The sequence below is a fragment of the Mesorhizobium sp. M0051 genome (genome assembly GCF_040323235.1).
Lineage (GTDB): Bacteria > Pseudomonadota > Alphaproteobacteria > Rhizobiales > Rhizobiaceae > Mesorhizobium.
Map to the genome: position 1 here is coordinate 98,636 of NZ_JAMYUT010000005.1, position 21,821 is coordinate 120,456.

The window sequence follows — 21,821 nt, forward strand, 5'->3', positions numbered from 1 at the left end:
GCGAAAGACGTTTTCATGGCCGGCTTTATCGCCTTGGCCAGTGTTGCCGTCAAGTCGCTAGTTTCGGCAAAAACGTCGCTGGATCACAGGTAATGATGCACAGAAACATTTTATTAAACATGTCGGCACAGTCATGAAACATTCGAAGATCGTGTCGCCCCGCGCCGCCTGAAGCGGTGCGCGATGATGGCGCCGATATGCGCCTCTCAACAACGGCCTCAGGCTAAAACAGCGTCATCTGACTGTCGTTCGCGCCGGGCTTCAGTCGCTTGATCTTCTCGGGCTCCGGCCCGATCTCGCCCCGCTCCTGAATTTCCGGTCCGGTGTTCGTCACCTTGTTGACGAGGTCGGAGACGGGAATCGCCTCGAAGAAGTCCAGCTGCGCCGGCCTTAACAGAGCGGCGACGTCGCGCGGTTCGAGCGTGCGGCAATCCAGCCAACGAGCGAAATCCCGGGGATCGATCACCACCGGCATGCGATCATGGATATGCGCGATATCGGCATTGGCGTTGACTGTCAGGATGGCGCCGGTGTCCATTTCCGAACCGCCCGGCTCGGCATAGGTCTCGATCAATCCGGCAAAGGTGACCAACCCGCCATGCTTGGGTCTGATCCAGTAGGGTTGCCCCTTCCTGCCACCGGTTTGCCGCCATTCGTAGAAGCCGGAGGCCGGCACCAAAGCACGGCGATGGCGCATCGCGGCTTTGAACGAGGCCTTTTCGGCAGCGCTCTCAGAACGCGCGTTGAACAGCAGTGGAAACTCGCTGGTGTCCTTCACCCAGGTCGGGATCAGCCCCCAGCGCACCAGCATCGGCTGGCGGTCCGGCAGATTCGAGCCCGGCGCCCGCGGAGGGCCGGCGATCACCATCAGGACTGGCTGTGTCGGCGCGATGTTGTAGCGCGCCGGGAACTCCTCCAGTTCGGCCAAGCCCAGCACGGCGGCGGTCTGATATGGCGTCGCGGTCAAGGCAAAACGTCCGCACATTGTCTGTTGGCGCCCTCGAATGGTCTGGTTCAAAAGTGGCGATGGAACCAGCGTTGCGCAACCGATAAAGCTCGCCCATGCTGGGCGGTCCACAGCAGACCTACCTCCACGCCTGATTGGGATCCATGAACGAAGCGCGTAAGATACTGCCTGCAGTCTCGGTCGCCATCGTGCGCGCGGATACCGTGCTACTGGTCAAGCGAGCCCGGCAACCCTCGCGAGGACTCTATGCCTTTCCGGGGGGCAAGGTCGAACCCGGCGAAACGCTGGAGCAGGCTGCCGCCCGCGAACTGCTGGAAGAGACCGGCTTGCGGGCCACCGATTACCACCCGCTTCGGGAAATCCATATCGACGGCAGGGACGACAGCCACCCCGTCGATTATCTCCTCACGGTCTTCGGCGCAGCCTATGCCGGCGGTGAGGCGGTGGCCAGCGACGACGCCGAGACGGCTGCGTTCTATACGCTCAGCGAGATGGCGACACTGCCGCTTGCCGGCTCGGTGTTCGCGGTTGCCGAAGACTTGTTGAATCCCGGCGGGCACGGCAGGCCCCAGTCCTGAAAATCGCCTTGCAGGCGACAAATTGTTTCGTCACAAAGACTTATGCTGTCTGGCAAAGCCAGAACGGCTTATGCCGTTCGGCAGAGAAGATTCATGAACCGTTCATCCATGCTCCTCGCCATATGCCTGTCCGTCAGCGCAGCCGTTTCGATACGGCCCGCACTTAGCGCCGAGTCGCCATTCGAGCCGGGGCTGATGCGATTGGCGGAGGTTTTGGGGTCGCTGCATTTCCTGCGCAATTTGTGCGGCGAGAAGGGCGACCAGTGGCGTGTCGAGATGGAGAAGCTGCTCGATTCGGAAAATCCGGATGCCGAGCGGCGCGCCCGCTTCATCGCCAGCTTCAATCGCGGCTATCGCTCCTTCGGCGGCACTTATACGCAGTGCACACCTTCGGCGACCGAAGCCATCAGCCGCTATATGAAGGAAGGCGAGACGCTGTCACGCGATATCGCCTCGCGTTACGGCAATTAGGCATGTCGCCCAAAATCGCGCAGCGGTTTTGGATAAGACGGCATAAATTAGAAAGCCTAAAGCGCGTCGCCTGACTCCAACGAAACGCGACGTGCTTTGGGCGTTTCAACTCCTCATCAACAATTATCCGGGCCATTGCCGGTGACAGCCGACATGTCCGGCTTGTGCCGGGCGATATCTTGGTGCAATCCTCATGTGGCGCTTCTGCAACAGTATTAACAAAACCTTATCGCGAGAATGCGGAATTAACTCAAACTGAAGGTTTTCGCCCCGCGTGCCGCGCTAATCGGCTAAGTTTGACTCGGGTCGAACGCAGCTTCGCGCAAGGCAACTGGGCTTTGTAAAAAGCGATCAAAAAAATGTCGTATTTACAAATACTTAATTGCCCCTGCGTGTGAAATGAACAGATCAGGCCTGATCCACATCGATGGATCGCTGCTTGAAAAGGTGGACATTCGCATATGGAACATGGTGTCAACGACATCGACGCGCTGGTCAGGGAAGAAAAACGCCTGACCGCCGTGGAAAGCCACAGCGAGGCCTGGGCGGAAGGTCTCTCCGCCGGCATAGAGCCCGAGATCATTGCCGAAGCAGCGCTCGAAACCGCCTTCGGTGAGATGTTGCGTGCCAATGGCGAGACCTCGGCCCTTGCCCTGCTCGACCGTATGCGTGAAAAGGTGATTGCTGGCGCCTTCGAACCTGAACGGCTGCGGCACTGAACCGACGTCCGGCTCTTTGACGACGGAACGCCGCTCGGGCGTCATGCCCGGAAGCAGGGAGATACGGGCAGTGAGTTTTTCGATGTCAGGCGAGCCGCGTGGCTTGGTCCTTTGCATCTGGTTCGCTGCTTGCTGTGCCGCGATTCCCCTGGTTGTATGTCTCGCAAGCAGCCCCGCTTATGCGCTGAGCGAGATCAAGCGCGAAGAGCTCCCTCCAACTGTCACGCAGCCGGCGGACGACGACATGTCGCCGCCAGGGAGCACCGTGCCGATGCCCAACCCGGTCGGCCAGCCGGCTGCTCCGGGCGAATCCGAGCCCGACAGCCCGGCAGATGGCGGCGTGACCAGGCCGCGCGTCGATCCGGACACGCCCCTGCCGGAGGTTGTCTACGATCTCGGCAAGCTGCCGGAACCGGTGCGGCGCATGCATGATCTGATCGTCGAGGCCTGCAAGGGCGGCGACATCGAAAAACTGCGGCCCTTGATCGGTACGGGCGGCAGCATGACTCAGATATCACTGACCGACATAGACGGCGACGTCATCGCCTTCCTCAAGGGTCTCTCGGGTGATCCGGATGGCCAGGAGATCCTTGCCATCCTTGAGGAGGTGCTCAATGCCGGTTATGTCCACCTCGATGCCGGCAAGCCCGAAGAACTCTATGTGTGGCCGTATTTCTTCGCCATGCCGTTGGACAAGCTGGATGCCAAGCAGCGGGTCGAACTGTTCAAGATCGTCACCGCTGGCGATTTCGACGACATGAAGCAGTTCGGCGCCTACATCTTCTATCGTGTCGGCATTACGCCCACCGGACAATGGACCTTCTTCGTCGCCGGGGATTGAGTTCCGCCAGCTACCGACGTGGTCCCTCGTCGATTCCGGCATCCGGCCATATACGAGCGCCTTCCTCTCGAAGAAGCGAAATAGTATCCGCCGCCACGCTGGAGTCCATTTGCAGGATATCGGCTGCGTTGCGCAGCTCGTCCTTGTCCTGAAGCTTGTTCACCACCCATGCGACCTTGTGCTGAATGTCTGGCCCGTAAGCAGTTTGCGCCTTGCCGAGCGCTTCGATCGGGATTTCGCCATACGCGTCAATCAACATTCCAAGATCGATAGCATCGCGATATGCAGTTGCGCGGTCCTGGCATCGATCGGCATTGGCCAGCAACTTCTCGGCAAACATGTCTGCGGGGACGAGGGTCGATACATTCAGATCGTTGTCGAAATGACCTTGCAGTCTGATGCGGCCTTCGCGGATGACTTCGAATCTGATCGATTGCCCTTTCAATCGTACAATCGTCCTCAAGCCATACTGGTCGATCTGGAAATCCCGAACGGCCTCCACGGGTGCGGGAAAGAACGCCCTAACTCCCCTTTCGGCCGCGCAGGTCCGCAGTTCGCGATAACCGTCAGCGTCGGCACACAGGAAGTCGACATCCAGCGACCGTCGGTATTCGCCGAATTTCATGACGATCGCCGTGCCGCCACCGAACCAGCATTGGTTTGCGGTCAGGAAACGGTGATCCATCAATCCGAGGGTTTCGGCAATGATCCGATGTTCAGGCTTCTTGAATTTCGTCATGATTTCCGCTCGCGGTGTGTCCCGTTGATGTTCCAGCTGCGAGGTAAAGATCAGAAGAGGGAGACGAACTTCAGACAGTGGTCAAAAGGATGCCGTGACCAAACTTGTCTGCCAGAGTCTGGATAAGCATCTTCTCACGCGACGTAAGGCGCTTTTGATCGACAAAACGCCAATTCCGCTCGTATAGCGCAAATGCCTCCTCGGCCGGAATTGGGCGTGCTGCATCGCGGTTCCAAGCAAGCGCTTGGAGTTCCGGGAACTCAGCAGGGACAATCATGGGCGCGAGATCGGCGTTCATATCCCAATTAACTTAGTGGATTGTCCTTAAAAAATCCAACGCCGTAGAAACAGCTACTCCGCCAATGCTTCGGAGAATTCCACCGCTTTGCCCTGGCTCGGCGTGGTAATCTCCCCTTCCCACATCACACGCAGGCCGCGAATAACGGTGCCGACGGGCCAGCCAGTCACTTCCCTGCCGTCGTAGGGCGTCCAGCCGGCTTTCGAGCCGGCCTGCGCGTTGGTGATGGTTTCGCGCCGCTTCATATCGACGATGGTGAAGTCCGCGTCGTAGCCGGCGGCGATGCGGCCCTTTCTCGCCATGCCGAAGATGCGTTGCGGGCCGTGGCTGGAGAGGTCGACAAAGCGTTGCAGCGTCAATCGGCCGGCATTGACGTGGTCGAGCATGATCGGCACCAGCGTCTGTACGCCGGTCATCCCCGAGGGCGAGGCCGGATAGGGCTTTGCCTTCTCGGCCAGCGTGTGCGGCGCGTGGTCGGAGCCGAGCACGTCGACGATGCCTTGCGCAATGCCCTGCCAGACGCCGTCGCGATGACGCGCGGCACGCACTGGCGGGTTCATCTGGATCAGCGTGCCGAGCCGCGCATAATCGTCCGCGCTCAGCGTCAAATGATGCGGCGTCGCCTCACAGGTCGCGACATCCTTGTGCTGTTCGAGGAACAGGATCTCCTCGGCCGTCGAGATGTGCAGGACATGGATGCGGGCGCGAACATTGCGCGCGATGCATACAAGCCGTTCGGTGCAGCGCAAGGCGGCGATCTCATCTCGCCAGACCGGGTGCGATGACGGATCGCCATCGATGCGTTCGTTCAGACGCTCGCGCAGCCGGAACTCGTCCTCGGAATGAAAGGCGGCGCGACGGCGCGTGTTTCGGAGGATCGATGCCACGCCCTCGTCGTCCTCGACCAGCAGATCGCCGGTGGACGAGCCCATGAAGACCTTGATCCCGGCCGCGCCCGGCAGCCGCTCGAGTTCGCCGACATCTTTCGCATTCTCGCGCGTGCCGCCGACCCAGAATGCGAAATCGCAGTGCATGCGACCGCTGCCGCGCCGAACCTTGTCGGCAAGCGCTGCCTCGCTGGTGGTCAAAGGATTGGTGTTGGGCATCTCGAACACGGCGGTAACGCCGCCAAGCACCGCCGCGCGCGAACCCGTTTCCAGATCTTCCTTGTGCTCCAGTCCAGGTTCACGAAAATGCACCTGGCTGTCGATGACTCCCGGCAGGATATGCAGGCCGCGGCAGTCGATCGTCTCGCCGGCCGAAGCCTGGCGGAGATCGCCGATGGTGGCGATGCGCCCGTCCTTCACGCCGATATCGCGGACCCCTTCGCCATCATGGTTGACCACTGTGCCGCCTGTCAGGATGAGGTCGTAGATCATGGCCATGCTCTCTTGCGGGGGGAGTGCCAGCGGCTTACGTAAAGGCCGACCATTTTGCAAGATCAGGCTGCTTTTCCGCCCATGCCCTTTGCCCAGCTCAAAGACCGCGCCCTCATTTCCGTCTCGGGTCCCGATGCCGAGCATTTTTTGCAGAACATCCTGACCACCGATCTCGACATATTGGCTCCTGGCGAAGCGAAGCCCGGCGCGCTGCTGACGCCGCAAGGCAAGATCCTTTTCGATTTCCTGATCTCGCGCGCCGGAGAGAATGCATTCCGGCTCGAATGCCGTGCCGATATCTCGGACGATTTCATGCGCCGGCTGACGCTCTACAAACTGCGCGCCAAAGTCGAGATTGCCAAATCCGATCAGGCGCTTGTCACCGTCGCATGGGGACCTGAATCAACGCCCTCACAATCCGATTCAACGGCGGTGACCGACACGCGCTTTCCGAGCGGCGCCGTCACGCGCTCCTATAGCAAAACCGATGATCGAAGCGACCTCGCCGCATGGCACGCCTTCCGTATCGCCGGCGGTGTTGCCGAAAGCGGCAGCGACTACCAACTTGGAGACGCTTTCCCCCATGACGTGCTGTTGGACGAAACCGGCGGTGTCGGTTTCAGAAAGGGCTGCTATGTCGGCCAGGAGGTCGTCTCGCGCATGCAGCATCGCGGCACCGCCCGGCGGCGCGTACTGATTGCATCGGCCGACAGGTCCCTACCCGCATCAGGCACCGAGCTAACCGTCGCGGGACGGTCGGTTGGCACGCTCGGCTCGACTGTCGGCACGACCGGTCTGGCCATTGCCCGCATCGACCGGATCAAGGCGGCGATCGACGCCGGTCAGCCGATCATGGCCGGGGACGCCACCGTTTCACTTGCCATCCCGGCTTGGGCAAAATTCGCCTTCCCGCAGGAAGCCGTCAGCGCGGAGGAGGCCTGATGGCGGCCGACCGTGTCGGCGCGCCGGCACGCGCCTGGCAGCGCATGCTGTCGGGCCGCCGACTCGACCTGCTCGACCCCTCGCCGCTCGATATCGAGATTTCGGACATTGCGCATGGGCTCGCCCGCGTTGCCCGCTGGAACGGCCAGACCAGCGGCGAACATGCCTTCTCGGTTGCCCAGCACTCGCTTCTGGTCGAGGCGCTGTTCTGCGATCTGATGCCTGAGGCTTCGCCCGATGCGCGGCTGGCCGCGCTGCTGCACGACGCCCCCGAATATGTCATCGGCGACATGATCTCACCGTTCAAATCGGTGATGGGCGGAAGCTACAAGGACTGTGAGTTGCGGTTGCAGCGCGCGATCCATCTGCGCTTCTCGCTGCCGCCGGAACCAGCTGCCGCGCTGCGCAAGGAGATCAAGCGCGCCGACCAGATCGCCGCCTATTTCGAGGCGACGCTGCTTGCCGGGTTTTCGACCGCCGAGGCGACCGAATTCTTCGGCCGTCCGCGCGGCTTCAATGCCGACCGCTTCGACCTCACGCCGCGATCGGTGACCTGGGCGCAGAATGCGTTCCTGAAGCGGTTTTCCGCCATCGAGAGGTCGCGGCATCAGGCTTCGGCGTCCGCGGTCGGCTAAAACGCTAAATTAACCGGCGGCGACCACAGTAGCTCGTTCGATGACGATCCGCAGGCGCCTCATGCCCGTCGCTGATGCCAAGGGTGGTTCGGCCGTCCCGGATCGGGAGCCCGAAGGCATGGATCGCTCGCGCCATATGGAAGACGAACTGCGCGAACGGAACGAACGTTTTTCGGCCGCGGTCGAAAACATGTCGCATGGCCTTTGCATGTTCAACGCCGACGAGCGGATGATCATCTGCAACGGCAATTATATCAACATCTTCTGTCTCGACCCCAAGGTGATACGGCCCGGCATCCCGTTCCTCGACATTCTGCGCCATAGCGTCGACATAGGCATCGCCTCGGAAAGCGCCGAACAGCTCTACGCCATCCGCAAGCCCTATATCGACCAGGCAAAACCCTCGACCTATGAGGAGACGTTGTCGGATGGTCGCATCATCAACATCTCGCATCGCCCGCTGGCTCTGGGCGGCTGGGTCTCGATCTACGAGGACATCACCGAACAGCGGCGCGCCGAACAAGAGCTCAAGGAGCAGCACCGCCGCTTCGACGCCGCGCTCGCCAACATGTCGCAGGGCCTGCTGATGTATGACGCCGATGGCAAGATGATCGTGCGCAACGGGCGTTTTCTGGAACTCTACAAAGTCACCGCGGCGGACTTCCCGCTCGGGACGACGCACCGCGACGCACTCGAACGATTGCTGGAACTTGGCATCTATACGAAGATCGACGTCGATAGCGAAGTCGCCAAAACCGAAGCCTGCCTAGTGGCAGGGAAAATGCATTCGGCGTATCGGCATCTTACCGACGGCAGGACGATTCTGGTCACACGCCAGCCGATGAGCGGCGGCTGGGTGGCGACCTTCGACGACGTCACCGAACGCCGCCGCACCGAAGAGCGCATGACACATCTTGCGCATCACGACACGCTGACCGGGTTGCCCAACCGCCAGATGTTTCGCGAACGCCTCGATCTTGCGTTGGAAGATCCGGCGGCTACGCCGCTAGCAATCTTCTCGCTCGATCTGGATCGCTTCAAGGCCATCAACGACAGCTGGGGGCACCCGGCCGGCGACTGGCTGCTGAAGACCGTGGCCGACAGGCTGCAGCGTTGCCTGCGCAGTGAAACGGATGTCGTCGCCCGTTTCGGCGGCGACGAATTCGTCATTATCCAGTTCAATTTCAAGGGTATCGCCGATGCTGAGAAACTGGCGAAGCGGATCGTCGAAACGATCGCAAAACCCTTCCGCGACAAGAGCCGCGATATGCATGTCGGCATCAGCATGGGCATCGCTGTGTTTCCCGACGATGGCAGCGACGCCGATACGCTGCTGAAAAACGCCGATACGGCGCTCTACCGGGCGAAGAGCGAAGGGCGCAATCTGTACCGTTTTTTCGAGCCCGGAATGGACGCCATGGTGCGGGCACGACGCGCACTCGAGACCGACCTCGAGGCAGCGCTGCCTCGACAGGAGTTCGATCTCGATTTCCAGCCCATCATGAACATCGCCTCCGGTGAGATCGTCGGTGCCGAAGCCTTGATGCGCTGGCATTCGCCAGAGCGGGGCACGGTGGCGCCCGACAAGTTCATTCCGGTCGCCGAAGAAATCGGACTGATCGTGCCGCTTGGCGAGTGGGCGCTGAGAAAGGCTTGCACCGCTGCGGCAGGCTGGCCGGCCGGCCTGCGCATCGCGGTCAATGTCTCGGCCGTGCAGCTCAAAAGCGGCGGCTTTGCCCGTAGCGTCATCTCGGCTCTCGCCTTTTCCGGCGTGCCCGCCGACCGGCTGGAACTGGAAATAACCGAAACCGTGCTGATGGATGAGAGTGAAGCCGTGCTGAGGACATTGCGGCAGTTGCGCGGGCTCGGCATTCGCATCGCGCTCGACGATTTCGGCACCGGCTATTCCTCGCTCGGTTATCTCAGGCGTTTTCCCGTCGACAAGATCAAGATCGACCGTTCGTTCATCCACGACCTGGGCAATCGCGACACTGCGGCGATCGTTCGCACCGTCATCGGGCTGGGTGCCGAGCTTGGCATCACCGTCACCGCCGAGGGTGTCGAGACCGAGGCGCAGCTCGACATGCTGAGAGGCAATGGCTGTAACGAGGCGCAGGGCTATCTGATCGGCGTGCCGTCAAAGGCGGCCGATATTCAGCGCCTGTTAGAATCCCGTTCGGTGCATAGCCAAACCGGGTGAGCGGCCGTCATCAGCGTAGCATCTCGATGTATTTGCCGTGAAAGCTGACATAGCTCGGCTCTACCACCTTCAAATGCCCTCCGATCAGCGTATGAAACTGCGGCAGTTGATGAAATGGCACACCGCGTGATGCTCGGCATGCAAGCCTATGCGGTTTATGTCAGCCGCGATGTGATGCACACGGAGCTCGCCCGGTCCCCATCACGAAAGGTGCGGTAAATTTCCTTGCGAATTCAGCCGGCAAAAACCTCGAAGCCCGGTTGACTACCGCCCCGGTCGATCCAGCCGCTCCAGGAACCACTGCGTCAGACGCACCCAGACTTCGTCCTTTTCGCCGGAGTCCTCCCAGCCGTGGTCGAGGTTAGGGTTGTCGTTCACCTCGATGACGAAGACGCCGTCCTTGGTTTCCTTAAGGTCGACGCCATAGAGCCCGTCACCGATGCAGCGCGCCGCCTTTACCGCCGTCTCGACGACATGCGCCGGCGTTTCCTTCAGCGTGAAGGTCTTGATGCCGCCCTGGTCGGGCTTGCCGTTGGCCTTGTGGTTGACGATCTGCCAGTGCTTCTTGGCCATCAGATAATGCACGGCAAACAGTGGCTGGCCGCCGAGCACGCCGACGCGCCAGTCATATTCGGTCGGAATGAACTTCTGCGCGATCAGAAGATCGGAATCCTCCAGCCATTCGGTGGCGAGCGTCTTCAGTTCATCGAAGTTGGCGCACTTCTTGACGCCGCGTGAGAATGACGAATCCGGGATTTTCAGCACCAGCGGAAAGCCCAGTGTCTGTGCCGCCAGTTCGAGGTCCGAGGTACCGGCGATCATCACCGTCGGCGGCACCGGCACCTTGTTGTAGGCCATCAGCTCGTTGAGATAGACCTTGTTGGTGCAGCGGATCATCGACAACGGATCGTCGATGACCGGCATGCCTTCCTGCTGGGCCCGGCGGGCGAAGCGATAGGTGTGGTTGGAGATCGAAGTCGTCTCGCGGATGAACAGCGCGTCGTAGTTCGCGAGCTTGGCGAGGTCCCGCTTGGTGATAGGCTCGATTTCGACGCCCATTTTTTCGGCGATCTTGGCCCAGTAGCGCAGCGACGATATCTCCGACGGCGGCAATTCCTCATGTGGATCGACCAGCGTGGCGAAGGTGTAGCGCGCCGGCGTGCGGCCCTTGGTGTCGCGCCACTCGCGGTTGGTGTAGGTCTCCAGGCACTGGATGAAGTTTTTTTCCTCGTCCTCGGTCATGCGCGCCAGCGGATGGAAGCCGATCTTGCGGATCGAGGCCCATTCGGCGCTGTCCTTGATGTGGACTTCGAGCGCCGGTGCGCGGAACCAGTCGAACAACAGCTTGGCGAAACGGTCCCAGATTTTCGACGGCCCGATGCCGAAGAAGATGCAGACTTTTTGCGGGAAGGCGCCGCCGAGGTCCTTGCGGCATTTGTTGAGCGCCAGCTCCAGTTCCGGCAGCGCGTGCTCATAAAGCTTGCGCTCCGACAGGTCGATCATCGTCTCGACCGTCGGGATCACCTTATGCCCGCGCGAGCTTGCCAGCAGCGAGGCATAGTAGCCTCGGCTCTGGTAGGCGTAGTTGTTCGAGAGGTTGATGACTTTCGGGCGCTGGCCGCGAAACAACGAAGGATGCGCGAGATAGTCGCGATTGGTGATGATCTTATGTGGTGTCGCCACCTGGTCGAGATCGCTCTGCCTGCCTGTAAGAATAACCCAGGTCATTGTTATCAGCGCTTTCCCAGAGTGATGGCGGCACGCAGTCCGTCGCGGCCAAACTGCGCCATGTTCATGAAGATGCCGTAAGGCACGGGAATATTGGCGGCATCAAGGATCGTCTCCTGCCTTTCGTCCTCGACCCAAGGATCGTGGATCAGGATATGGTCGCCGTCATCGCCGATCGCCAGCACCCAATGCGGCACCTTCTTTCCGAACATCAGGAAGCCGCTGATCAGCACCAGCACCAGTTTTCCCCCAGCGATCGCGGCCCTGATATCGTCGATGGTGAACGGACGGTAATTCACCGGGATGCCGTAAAGTTCCGCGCGCCGGCGAAAGTCGACCTGGGCCAGTTCCATCACCCGGCGCTTGTCCTCGCTGCGCACCGATTGCAGGAACAGCGCGCCGTAGAAGGAGACGTAGACCTCCGCCGCAAGCCCGCTTTCGTACCCCGAGACAGCAAGGCCGAAAGGCTCACAGCCGCCCGGCCCCGACATCATGAAGACGGTCGTCGCCTCGCGCCACAGGCGGATTTCCATGACCGGATCCGGCACGAAGCCGCGATCGAAATTGGCCATGGCCATCATCAGGCAGCACGGGCCGCAAGTGAATTCGCAAGTCTGCTGATAGAACGGCACCTTGGTGGCGATCGGAACGTCGCCGCGCAAGGTCTTTTCGTAGCGCAGCGCCGTCTCGCCATCCTCATAGTAGCCTGGTTCGCGGCCGATCTTGCGATAGCCGGCTTGTTCGTAGATGCAGATCGCGCGGCTGTTGTCCTCGCGCACCTCGAGACGCAGCATCATGCGATCGTGTTCGAAGGCGGCCTCTTCGGCGGATCCGAGCAGCATGCGGCCGACACCTAGCCCACCGAAAAACGGACCGGTGGCGATCGAATACAGGCGCGCCACACCGCTTCCCTTGCGAAACAGCACGATCGCGTAGCCGGCCACGCGGCCATCGACTTCGGCGACCAGGGTCTCGGCGGTTTCACGTTCGATGAACAGGCGGAAGGAGCGGCGGGAAATACGGTCGGTCGAGAAAACAGCTTTCTCTATGGCGGCGAGATCATCGACGTCAGACGCGCGGGCCGTGCGGATCTCGGCAGGCATGCGGCTTCAGAGAACCTCGATTGGTGGTGGGAAATGCCCTACTTGAAACGTTCAAGACATCAGTCGAAATACTGACGGCCAGAAAGCGCTATCGCACCTCGAATAGGGCCGAATTGTGACAGATTCGACAGCAGTCGGCGATGTAAAAACGCGTTGAACCAGATCACCAACATAGATCGGTGTTGCCATCAAAAGCGGCGCCTTTCAACTGGCCAGGCCGGCCAGAAGCTGACCATAGGCGCTCTTTGCCACGATGGCCAATTGCTCGCGCGGCAGCGAGCCGACGACGGCGCAGCCATAGCCCTTGTCCAGCCAGTAGACGGCCCGGGGACCGTCCTGCGCCGATGCATAAGTTCCCTTGGCGTTCTCCGCTGATTGTGCCGTCACGAAGAGAGATATGCGCTGGCCCTTGTCGTCCTCGTAGAGCAGCATCGCGGCCTTGCTCTCTCCGGCTGGCAGCAACCGGCCGCCGACCAACTGGAAACCGTTCGCGGTCAGGTCCGGCGCCACCAGCTTCAGCCCTACCCGATTGGACAGCCAGGTCTCCAGATGATCCTTGTCGCTGGCCGGCACTTCGACCGCATGCCGCTTTTCAGCGGCGAAGACGACATGGGCCGCGATTGCCTGCTCGGCCAGCCGATCCTCCGCCGGGTTCTCCAGCCCGATGCCATCGATGCCGGCAAGGTAGCCGCCAAGCCCGCCGGCGACCACAAGCACAGCAGCGGCCGCGGCAAGCCACCAGCGCGAGCGTGGCATCGCGACCTTGACCGGTGCCTCGCCGAGCACGACCTTGCGCAACCGCGCAGGCACGGGTTCGTCCAGCACTCCGGCGAAGGCGGCCTGCAATGCCGTCCGATCGGCGGTGAAGCGGGCACTCTTGGCCTTCATCTCGGGATTGGCGTCGAGCCAGGCTTCGTAGGCGGCGCGCTCGTCGGCGGGCAGTTCGCCGTCGAGCGCCATGTGGATGTCACGTTCGGAAAAGTCGCGGCGGATCATTTCTCGACGATCCTTATCGCGCGGCGACGCGCCGTGTCGTCCAGCAATCCGCGCAATTCCTCACGCCCGCGCGCGATGCGCGACATCAGCGTGCCGGCGGGCACGGCCAGAATGCTGGCGGCTTCGGCATAGGAGAAGCCTTCGATGGCAACCATGACCAGGGCTGCGCGGCGGTCGGGGCTGATCGCCTGCAACGCGTCGATGATCTCGCGCGAGGCGATGCTCTCCATCTGCTCGGACGGCTGGGCGACTGCCTCAGCGGCCGCTAATGGCAGCATCGCCGCCTCGCCGCGGCGGTTCACCTTGCGCATCTGGTCGATGAACAAATGATGCATGATCGTAAACAGCCACCTACGGGGGCTTTCTCCTGTCTGCCAGTTGTCGAGCCGCACAAGCGCCCGCTCGAGGCAATCCTGGACGAGATCTTCGGCAGGGTGGCGGTCGCGCTTAAGCGAGCGTGCGTAGCGGCGCAGGCGCGGTATTTCGCCAAGGATTGCTGCCTTCTTTTCGTCCATGACCGCTGTTTCTGAGGTCACCATTGTTGATAGCGATTGAACGCGCCTTCCGAGCGCGGCGCAAGCGGCCAGCGCGAAGCGGTCCGCCGCCCCGGTCACCCAAGCAATGAGATAACGACATGACCGGCTAAATTATTCCCGGCAGAAAACTGAGAGGGTATCTCGTCTTTCCGCACGATAGACGAAAACGCATCCGGCAGAATTGAAAATCCGCCCGGGAAAATGTATATTCAAAATCGTATATTCTGTATATTCAACTTAAGATATACGTCTGACGAGGAAGCCGAGTATGTCGCTTTACATCCGTGATGACGAGGTCGACGCGCTGGCTCGCCAGTTGCAGTCTGCGATCAAGGCGCCGACAAAGACGGAAGCGGTCCGGATTGCCCTCAAGCGCGAGCTTGAACGGACGAACGCCGTCCTTCCATTGAGCGAGCGCATCAAGAAGTTTCAGGACGCTGCAAGCGCGCTTGGTCCTCGTGACCCGAACTTCGACATGAAAAAATTCATGGACGAAGGATGGGGAGAACCTGATGTTCCTTGATGCTTCGGCTATCATCGCGATCCTCCTGCAGGAGGCAGATGCGGACAGTCTGCTAGAAAAAGCTGAACGTGCCGACAAGCTCTATTTTTCTCCGAGCTCCGCATTCGAAGCGATCATTGGGATAGCCCGCAGTACATCCCTGGCGGAAAACGGCGACCAAGCCCTGACACCAGCAGTCTTAATCGATCGGTGCCAAACGATCGTTGTAGGCTTCCTGGCCGAGCTTAGAGCTGTAGAGATACCAATAGATGCACGCATCCGCGAACTCGCCATCAAAGCCGCTCGCGACTATGGCCGATATGTGGGCCATCCCGCCAAGCTGAATTTCGGAGATTGCTTCAGTTACGCGTGTGCCAAGGCTCACCGGATACCGCTGCTCTACAAGGGCAACGATTTCTCGCAGACCGACCTGGCTTGAGCCCTACCCGACTTCAGATTTGGTCGCCCGCGTCAGCAGCCGCTGATAGAACAGTCCGATGCCGATCAGCACCGCGCCGAGGCCGATGAAGGACAGCGCCCTGAGCACTCCCTCCAACTCCGACATGTCGAAGATGAAAACCTTCAGCACGGCGATCGCGATCAGCGCGGCGGAGGCAATGCGCAGCACCTGCGACTTCAGCCATACGCCGGCGGTGAGCAGTGCGACGCCGATGATCAGCCAGAGCGCCGAATAGGTGTAGGTCTCCAACTGGCCGAGCCCGCTCCACAAGCTGATGAACTCGCCCTTGAACAGCCGCCTGACCGACAGTGTGGCATAGGCCAGGGCAAGCACGGCCGCCACCACGGCCAGCATCTGCGCATACCATTTCGGCCGCTTGTCCCTGGCATAGAGCGCTAGCCCGCCGGCGGCGACCGCCGGCAAGAGATAGGCGAGGAACAACAGGTTGAACACCGGGATCCGGCCTGTTGATTCGTCTGTGAATAAAGGGTTCAGTACCGCGAAATGCCGGACAACGATGAAGGCGACCGAGATCACACCGGCGGCCATCGAACCATAGCGCAGCACCGAGCTTGGCGAACGCATATCGATGGCGACCAGGATGGCGCCAGCGCCGATGGCGATCAGCGTGTAGATCGCCTGTTCAGCCAGCGTCATAGCACCCGTGTCGATGACGCCGCCATGCATGGCATGGCGCACCAGCATGGCGAGCGTGAGCAACGCAAACAGCGCCGCTGCTGCTTCCATCGCCAGGCGCGGCCGGCCATTGGTCATGCGGGCGAGTTGCCAGGCGGCGAAGCCGAAGGCCAACGCCGGCACGCCGTAGCCCGGCAGCAGCCAGTTGAACACCGGTGTCTTGGAGAGGAACTCCGCACCGACAATGGTCGGATCGAAGGCGACGCGGCCAAGCACTGCGATCACCGCGCCGACCGAAATCCAGCCGAGCACCGGATAGGAGCGCCAGCGCGTCGCCAGCGCCGGCACGATGGCCGCCGCACCGAGCAGGATGGTGGTCCAGCCGGAATCGAAAGCCATATGCAGCATCAGGAGACCGGCGACGGCCGCGCCGCCCAAGGCAAACGACACCGCGATACCACCCTTGAGGGGCGGATCCTCGGCCCGCGCGATCCACTCGCCGCCGCCGGCGAAAACGACGACCAGCAGTGCCGCGACGGCGGCATAGACAAAGTCGCGGTCGAGATTGCCGAAGGTGAACCAGAGCGCCACCAAGATGACCAGCGGAACGATGACGCCCCATGCCGCCCATGAGGCGGGGCGGATCTGCGTTCCGGCGGCGAACCTGCGCGCGGCCCAGAAGCCGGCGCCCATGAAGACCAAGCCAAGTGCGATGCCTATGCGCATTGTCAGCGCATTGGACATGGCCACTGGCAGTCCATCGACGCCCAGCGCCCCGCCCGAAAGGTCGGAAACGATCGATGTTGGGGGGATAATGCCGAGGTAGATCAGCACGGTGATCAGTCCGGCGGCATAAAGCAGCGGCAGCGCCAGCGGGCGATAGAGCGCGACGGCCACCAATGCGGCGATCACCACCGCGCCCGGCAAGGCATCGCCGGCGGCGATGAAGACCGGGTCGACCGACAGGCCCAGCGCCGAAAATGCAACGAAAAGGCCAGGCACGATGGACGGCCAGTCGAAAACCCTGGCTTGCACGCTTTCATCGCCACGGCGGCCGAGCCAGACAAGGGCGAGCACGGCCAGCGTGACGGCGTCGATGAACAGGATGGCGGAGAGGTTCGCCTGCGGCGCATCGGTCATGTAGAGGATGGTCCAGGCACCGGTGCCGAAAAAGGCGGCCGCCATCAGCGCCTTCCAGTCGCGCATGCGGGCGATGACGCCGGTGGCGGCAAGCACGATCGCGAGATAACCGAACAGCGCCCAGGGATTGGGCGCCTGCGAGGCGACCAGCACCGGCGTCACCATGGCGCCGACGAGGCCGATGCCGGCCAGCGCCTGACCATGGACAAGGGCGGCGGCGATCGTCGCGACGCCGATGGCGCCGAGCAGCGTGAAGGCGAATGCCGGGCCGATGAAACCATAAATGCCGTACGCGGCATAGACGGTGCCGAACAGGATGAAGGCACCGGCGGCGGTCAGAATCGCTGGAATGTAGGCGCTGGCAACGCCTTGCACCGGCACTCTAAAGCCTGTGCGACGGATGAACTCGCCGCCGGCGACCAGCACCAGGCCGAGCACCGCGGCCATGGTCAGCCTTACGCCGGGGCCGAAAATACCGGCCTCTATGGTGTAGCGGATCAGGAACAGGCCGCCCAGCGCCAGCGCGATGCCGCCTACCCAGACCGCCCAGCGGGTGCCGAGTGCCGTTTCGACATCCGACTGGCGGGCGGCTCTCGCCGGAGCGGCCGGCGCGGAAGGTTCCGCTGCCTTGGGTGCCGTCTTGCTTGGCGCCCATGGCCCGGCCTCATCAATCGGGGCTTCCGCTTCCGTGGCGGGCGGCGCTTGTGCGACCACAGGCTCGCTTATCGCTGGCGAGGAAATGTCGGCCGCGACCGGAGCCACATCGGCACGCGCGCTGTCGGGTGAGGCCTGTTCGGACGGCCTGGCCTTGGACGGCACGACGCCTGAAAGCACGAGGCTGCGCAGCGCGCCAAGCTCGCGCTCGACCAGGCCGATGCGGCTTTGCTGGCGCGAAACGATGACAAACAAGGCGATGATGGCGACAAGGCCGATCAGGCTCTCAAACATGGCGGTTCCCCCAAACCAGGCCGTTTTTCGCTGACAGTCTCAATGACACTCAAATGCGGCGGCCAAACGGCCGCAAAACTCAAACTACCGTCAGATTGGCGGCCGGAAAGATCGAGCATGTTTCGGTGCCGAAAGCCAGCAGCTTGCCGCCGGCATCCTTCAACGTCGCTTCCGATACGGCCAATGTGCGACCTTTGTGAATGACTTTGCCCTCGCAGACCACCTCGCCGGTTTTCGGCGTGATGGGTCGCGTCAAGTTCACCTTGAACTCCGCCGTCGTGTAGGCCTCGCCCTTTTCGAGCAGCGTCTGCACCGCGCAGGCCAGGGCCGAATCGAGCAGAGTCGCCGCCCAGCCGCCATGTACGCCGCCCAGCGGGTTGAGATGGCGCTCATTGGGTACGCCGCGAAACACGGCACGGCCTTCCGACACTTCGGTCAGCGCGAAGCTGAGCTGGAAGGAGATTGGCGGCGCAGGGTACTTGCCGTCGACGATGCGCTGCAGCAATTCCAAGCCGCTGTATTTCAGGATGTCGGCATGCGGAATGGTGCCGAGGCCGAGCAGCGAGACCCGGCCCGGATAAAGCTCGACCTCGCTCATGTGATGATTTCTCTGGCCGCATCCTCGCCGGCTATGGTCTTGCCGCGCGCATGGTGTTTGCGCAATGCGGCGAGGAAGCCGGCGCGAGCGTCGGGCGGCTCTATGCCGCGCGGCTCATAGACGTGGCGGGTGAAGAAGAAACCGGTCAGCCGGAAGGCGTCTTCGACATCAGCCGGATCCGCGCGCAGGCCGGAGCCGCGCTGCAAGAAGGCCGGCAGAGCCAGCATCTTGTCGCGCCATGGTGCGCCTGCTTCACGCGATACAGCGCGACCCGATTTTGGCGAGACATAGGCCAGGTCCTGCCGCGTGCCGGTAGCGGCGCATTGACTGAGATCGAGGCCAAAGCCGAGTTCGTCCAGAACCAGAAGCTCGAAGCGCGCCACCAGTTCGCCGGCGGCATCGGCATCGTCGAGATGGGCGATCATCACGGCAAGCGTTTCGTAGAGACCTTCATGCGCGTCGCGCTCGGGCAACAGCCGCAGATGCGCGGCCATGGTCTGCAGCCCGTAGACGGCTACGGCACTGTCCATCAGGCGGGCCGCGTTCATCTCTATCGCTTCGGCCTGGAACGTGCCGAGATGCTCGTCAAGGCGCGCCCGCCACAACAGGTCGACACGATTGCCCGGTTGGAGGACAGGCTGCTGCTTGCGCGAACGGCCGCCCCGAACGAGGCCGAGGTGACGGCCATGCGTACGCGTCATCACCTCGAGAATGGCGCTGGTTTCGCCATGCTTGCGGGTGCCGAGAATGATTCCCTCGTCGCGCCATTCCATGCCCTAAGCATTTCACCGGTTGGATGGCGAAATCAAGGGTTGGGTTTGGTGCTTGACGCGCTGATGCCGGCACAGCGCATAAAAAAAACCGCCCGCAGCATATCGCTGCGGGCGGGCTGGTAAGGTCAGTCGATCCGTTAGAACGAGCGCTGGAAGCGGAGAATGCCGCCGACGCTGCTCTTCTTGTTAGCCTTGGTCCAGTTGTTGAAGTCGGCGTCCTCGAACTTACCAGCATTGAGGTAGTCGACTTCAGCCGTGACCGTAAAGCCGGGGACAACGGTATAGGCAACGTTAGCGGCGACGCCGAGGTTCTTCCAGTCGTCATAAGAGACCTGGGCGTTGAACGCAGTCTTCTCGTTGAACTTGTAGGTGCCGCCGCCCCAGACTGCCCAGTTGCCACCCCACTGCTTGTAGAAGCCGCGACCACTGGCATCGATGGCGTTGCCCGCATTGTCATTGAGATTGTCGTCCGTGCCGTAGCCGCCCATGATGAACAACGTCAGTTCCTTGCTCACGTTGACGTCCAAACGAACCTTGCCGGCCACTTCCTCGTAATTGCTGTCATAGGCGACGACGCCCGTGACCGCACCCCAGTCGCCCTTGTACTTCAAGCCGCCGACGACATGCGGAACATAGCTGTCGATGGTGCCGATCTTGCCGGCGCCTTCTTCAAGAGAGACCAACCCCGTGAGGCCGTTGCCTCCGTCGAAGTAGTACTGAACGACGTTGCTCTCCTGCCCGCCATACGGAACCAGCGTGTCCTGGATGACGTTGCCGGCGTAGCCGATGAACGTATCGAAAGCAGTATCGTCCTTGCCGACGCGCAGGCCGCCGAGCTGAATCCAAGCGAAACGCAGCGAGAGAGACTTGTTACGGCCTTGCCAGTCGTTCGCGTTGGTGGCGCTTTGATCAGAATAGTCGCCGCTGCTGTTGCCGTAGTTGAAGCGGGTCTCGGTGTAGGTCTTAAGGGTACCGAGCTCGGTCTCCTGACCGGTCCAGGTCTTCAGTGTGAAGCGTGTGTTCTTGTAATAGGTCGAATGAGTGCTGTCGCTCTGATGGTCAGGGACATGGTTGACACCATCAAGCGAGCCGGCATCGCCGACGCCGATGTCATAACGGACATAGCCGCCGATGCGCAGGCAGGTCTCGGTGCCCGGAATGTAGAAGTAGCCGGCGCCGTAGACGTCGCAGATCTTGACGTATTCGGCCGGTTCCGGTTCGGCGACGACGACAGCGTCCGCGGCGCGCGCGCCGCTGACCGCGATCAGTGCCGCGGCTGAGCCGAGAAGGAGGCTCTTGATGTTCATTTTCTGACCTCTCCAGTCATAGTTTCAAAATGGTTTTTTCGGATTTGTGGCTGGCGGCAATGTTTTCCCGCCTCATCCCCACAACGAAAAAGGCTCGCACCGCGCCCCCTTTTCGAGGGCGAACATACCCATCGATCTTCTGCCTTCAATGACGATTTCTGGAATAACGGCAATTCCTTGAAACAGTTTAAGTCCATGTTGCACAAATAACACTTATGCATATCTCGATGGCACAATCGGCACAACGTCATGTATTCAATATATACTCCGATAGTTTCGTGGCTAACCATATATTTCAGGCAGAGACTGCCGAACAATATCGGCCCGTCCTATCGAAATAACGGAATCTTTCAGACACCGATCGGGATTTTTGGCCGCATCGCCCTGGCGCGTCAGGCCCGCTGCACGTGGTCGGCAAGCACTTCGTCGATCACATATCGGGATTTTTCAACCTCGACCGGATTGACGTCTATCTGCCCGGCAACGGTGATCAGCGCCTTCCAAAGCGTCCAGCCACGACCGCGCGCCCACATCGCCTGATCGGCCGGAACGCCGGCGCGGAACGCTTCCCGGCTTTTGCCTTCAAACAGCGTCCATGCGATCGCCAGATCGCAGGCCGGATCGCCGACACCAGAAGTTCCGAAGTCGATCACCGCGCTCAGCCGGCCTTGCCTGACCAGCAGGTTTCCCCAACTGACGTCACCGTGGAACCAGACCGGCTCACCGTGCCATCTCGAGGCAAGCGCCGCCTCCCACACGTCGTTCGCGGCATCCGAATCGATCTTGCCGTCGAGGGCGGCAATCGCTTCCCGGGTTTCGCCATCGTAGACGTTGAGCGGTCCGCCGCGAAAGAAGTTGTGCTGTCCCGGCGCCGGGCCGCCAGTGGGATCGATACGCTGCAAGGCAACCAGGAACGCGGCCAAATCGGTCGCGAATTGCGGCAGGCTGGCGATACGCTCCCGCTTTGCCGTCTCGCCTTCGATCCAGCGGTAGATGGACCAAGGCCAGGGATAATTTTCAGCCGGAACTCCCATCGCCAACGGCACGGGGATCGGCAGCGGCAGCAATGGCGCCAGCCTTGGCAGCCAGCGGTGCTCCTTTTCCACTTGCAGGGAATAGGCCGTGGCGCTGGGCAACCGCACGGTCATCTCGTCGCCAAGATGGAAGGTCCTGTTGTCCCAGCCGCCAAACTCGACCGGCCTGACCGCAAGGTCCTTCCAGCGGGGAAATTGCGTGGCGACCAGTCGGCTGACAAGCGCTGTGTCGATGTTCAGCCTGCTGACCATGGACCGGGAGCGGATTTGTTGAGCATCGTCTTTTCCGGT

General features: G+C 61.5%; 22 protein-coding genes. 9 read left to right on the plus strand and 13 right to left on the minus strand.

Annotated features, from left to right (window positions below; translation table 11 throughout):
- Window positions 1-223: 223 nt before the first annotated feature.
- Window positions 224-985: an SOS response-associated peptidase gene (locus tag NKJ90_RS07240; RefSeq protein WP_023762064.1), complete on the minus strand. Its 762-nt coding sequence runs from the start codon at window positions 983-985 to the stop codon at window positions 224-226.
- A 125-nt stretch (window positions 986-1,110) separates the two neighbouring features.
- On the opposite strand from NKJ90_RS07240, the gene NKJ90_RS07245 reads away from it, so the two are divergent.
- From NKJ90_RS07245 to NKJ90_RS07260, 4 genes are all read left to right on the plus strand, one after another.
- The gene (locus NKJ90_RS07245; protein ID WP_023762065.1) at window positions 1,111-1,545 is read left to right on the plus strand and encodes an NUDIX hydrolase; all 435 of its coding nucleotides are present in this window, start codon (window positions 1,111-1,113) and stop codon (window positions 1,543-1,545) included.
- A gap of 93 nt (window positions 1,546-1,638) precedes the next feature.
- The gene (locus NKJ90_RS07250; protein WP_031261008.1) at window positions 1,639-2,016 is read left to right on the plus strand and encodes a TIGR02301 family protein; all 378 of its coding nucleotides are present in this window, start codon (window positions 1,639-1,641) and stop codon (window positions 2,014-2,016) included.
- Window positions 2,017-2,477: 461 nt separating this feature from the next.
- The gene (locus NKJ90_RS07255) at window positions 2,478-2,735 is read left to right on the plus strand and encodes a hypothetical protein (protein WP_008874920.1); all 258 of its coding nucleotides are present in this window, start codon (window positions 2,478-2,480) and stop codon (window positions 2,733-2,735) included.
- A 70-nt stretch (window positions 2,736-2,805) separates the two neighbouring features.
- Window positions 2,806-3,576: a hypothetical protein gene (locus NKJ90_RS07260; protein ID WP_031261009.1), complete on the plus strand. Its 771-nt coding sequence runs from the start codon at window positions 2,806-2,808 to the stop codon at window positions 3,574-3,576.
- A 10-nt stretch (window positions 3,577-3,586) separates the two neighbouring features.
- On the opposite strand, the gene NKJ90_RS07265 is transcribed toward NKJ90_RS07260, so the two are convergent.
- From NKJ90_RS07265 to NKJ90_RS07275, 3 genes are all read right to left on the minus strand, one after another.
- The gene (locus tag NKJ90_RS07265) at window positions 3,587-4,315 is read right to left on the minus strand and encodes a nucleotidyl transferase AbiEii/AbiGii toxin family protein (protein ID WP_023762068.1); all 729 of its coding nucleotides are present in this window, start codon (window positions 4,313-4,315) and stop codon (window positions 3,587-3,589) included.
- Window positions 4,316-4,385: 70 nt separating this feature from the next.
- Window positions 4,386-4,613, minus strand: coding sequence for a hypothetical protein (locus NKJ90_RS07270; RefSeq protein WP_023762069.1), 228 nt, complete (start codon window positions 4,611-4,613; stop codon window positions 4,386-4,388).
- A 53-nt stretch (window positions 4,614-4,666) separates the two neighbouring features.
- A complete protein-coding gene (locus tag NKJ90_RS07275; protein ID WP_352485852.1) occupies window positions 4,667-5,998 on the minus strand; it encodes a dihydroorotase in 1,332 nt (443 codons plus the stop codon).
- A 75-nt stretch (window positions 5,999-6,073) separates the two neighbouring features.
- Between NKJ90_RS07275 and ygfZ the strand changes: the two genes are divergently transcribed.
- The 3 genes from ygfZ (at window position 6,074) to NKJ90_RS07290 (ending at window position 9,769) form a co-directional block, all read left to right on the plus strand.
- The gene (gene ygfZ / locus NKJ90_RS07280) at window positions 6,074-6,934 is read left to right on the plus strand and encodes a CAF17-like 4Fe-4S cluster assembly/insertion protein YgfZ (RefSeq protein WP_023762071.1); all 861 of its coding nucleotides are present in this window, start codon (window positions 6,074-6,076) and stop codon (window positions 6,932-6,934) included.
- Window positions 6,934-7,569 (plus strand): HD domain-containing protein, encoded by a 636-nt coding sequence (locus NKJ90_RS07285; RefSeq protein ID WP_023762072.1) that lies wholly within the window; start codon window positions 6,934-6,936, stop codon window positions 7,567-7,569. The genes ygfZ and NKJ90_RS07285 overlap by 1 nt, the downstream gene beginning before the upstream one ends.
- Before the next feature lie 61 nt (window positions 7,570-7,630).
- Window positions 7,631-9,769: a putative bifunctional diguanylate cyclase/phosphodiesterase gene (locus NKJ90_RS07290; RefSeq protein WP_352485853.1), complete on the plus strand. Its 2,139-nt coding sequence runs from the start codon at window positions 7,631-7,633 to the stop codon at window positions 9,767-9,769.
- A 264-nt stretch (window positions 9,770-10,033) separates the two neighbouring features.
- Here the strand turns inward: NKJ90_RS07290 and NKJ90_RS07295 are convergent, their stop codons facing one another.
- From NKJ90_RS07295 to NKJ90_RS07310, 4 genes are all read right to left on the minus strand, one after another.
- A complete protein-coding gene (locus tag NKJ90_RS07295; RefSeq protein ID WP_023762074.1) occupies window positions 10,034-11,497 on the minus strand; it encodes a RimK family ATP-grasp domain-containing protein in 1,464 nt (487 codons plus the stop codon).
- Window positions 11,498-11,502: 5 nt separating this feature from the next.
- The gene (locus NKJ90_RS07300) at window positions 11,503-12,600 is read right to left on the minus strand and encodes a peptidase C39 family protein (RefSeq protein WP_023762075.1); all 1,098 of its coding nucleotides are present in this window, start codon (window positions 12,598-12,600) and stop codon (window positions 11,503-11,505) included.
- A 204-nt stretch (window positions 12,601-12,804) separates the two neighbouring features.
- Entirely contained in the window at window positions 12,805-13,596 is a 792-nt protein-coding gene (locus tag NKJ90_RS07305; protein ID WP_023762076.1) for an anti-sigma factor family protein, read from the minus strand.
- Window positions 13,593-14,111 (minus strand): sigma-70 family RNA polymerase sigma factor, encoded by a 519-nt coding sequence (locus NKJ90_RS07310; protein ID WP_352485854.1) that lies wholly within the window; start codon window positions 14,109-14,111, stop codon window positions 13,593-13,595. Before NKJ90_RS07310 ends, NKJ90_RS07305 begins: the two co-directional genes overlap by 4 nt.
- 289 nt (window positions 14,112-14,400) lie before the next feature.
- Between NKJ90_RS07310 and NKJ90_RS07315 the strand changes: the two genes are divergently transcribed.
- Window positions 14,401-14,655 carry a type II toxin-antitoxin system VapB family antitoxin gene (locus NKJ90_RS07315; protein ID WP_023762078.1) on the plus strand — a complete coding sequence of 85 codons (255 nt, stop codon included), beginning with the start codon at window positions 14,401-14,403 and terminating at the stop codon, window positions 14,653-14,655.
- Complete coding sequence (locus tag NKJ90_RS07320) at window positions 14,645-15,073, plus strand: type II toxin-antitoxin system VapC family toxin (RefSeq protein ID WP_023762079.1); 429 nt, start codon at window positions 14,645-14,647, stop codon at window positions 15,071-15,073. The genes NKJ90_RS07315 and NKJ90_RS07320 overlap by 11 nt, the downstream gene beginning before the upstream one ends.
- Before the next feature lie 3 nt (window positions 15,074-15,076).
- On the opposite strand, the gene NKJ90_RS07325 is transcribed toward NKJ90_RS07320, so the two are convergent.
- The 5 genes from NKJ90_RS07325 to NKJ90_RS07345 all read right to left on the minus strand — a co-directional run bounded on the left by NKJ90_RS07325 (window position 15,077) and on the right by NKJ90_RS07345 (window position 21,782).
- A complete protein-coding gene (locus NKJ90_RS07325; protein ID WP_023762080.1) occupies window positions 15,077-17,818 on the minus strand; it encodes a DUF2339 domain-containing protein in 2,742 nt (913 codons plus the stop codon).
- Between the two features lie 79 nt (window positions 17,819-17,897).
- Window positions 17,898-18,416: a PaaI family thioesterase gene (locus tag NKJ90_RS07330; RefSeq protein ID WP_023762081.1), complete on the minus strand. Its 519-nt coding sequence runs from the start codon at window positions 18,414-18,416 to the stop codon at window positions 17,898-17,900.
- Window positions 18,413-19,189 (minus strand): DNA repair protein RecO, encoded by a 777-nt coding sequence (recO, locus tag NKJ90_RS07335; protein ID WP_023762082.1) that lies wholly within the window; start codon window positions 19,187-19,189, stop codon window positions 18,413-18,415. The genes NKJ90_RS07330 and recO overlap by 4 nt, the downstream gene beginning before the upstream one ends.
- Window positions 19,190-19,326: 137 nt before the next feature.
- Window positions 19,327-20,496, minus strand: coding sequence for a porin (locus NKJ90_RS07340; RefSeq protein ID WP_023762083.1), 1,170 nt, complete (start codon window positions 20,494-20,496; stop codon window positions 19,327-19,329).
- Window positions 20,497-20,888: 392 nt separating this feature from the next.
- Entirely contained in the window at window positions 20,889-21,782 is an 894-nt protein-coding gene (locus NKJ90_RS07345) for an aminoglycoside phosphotransferase family protein (protein ID WP_023762084.1), read from the minus strand.
- Between the last annotated feature and the right edge of the window lie 39 nt (window positions 21,783-21,821).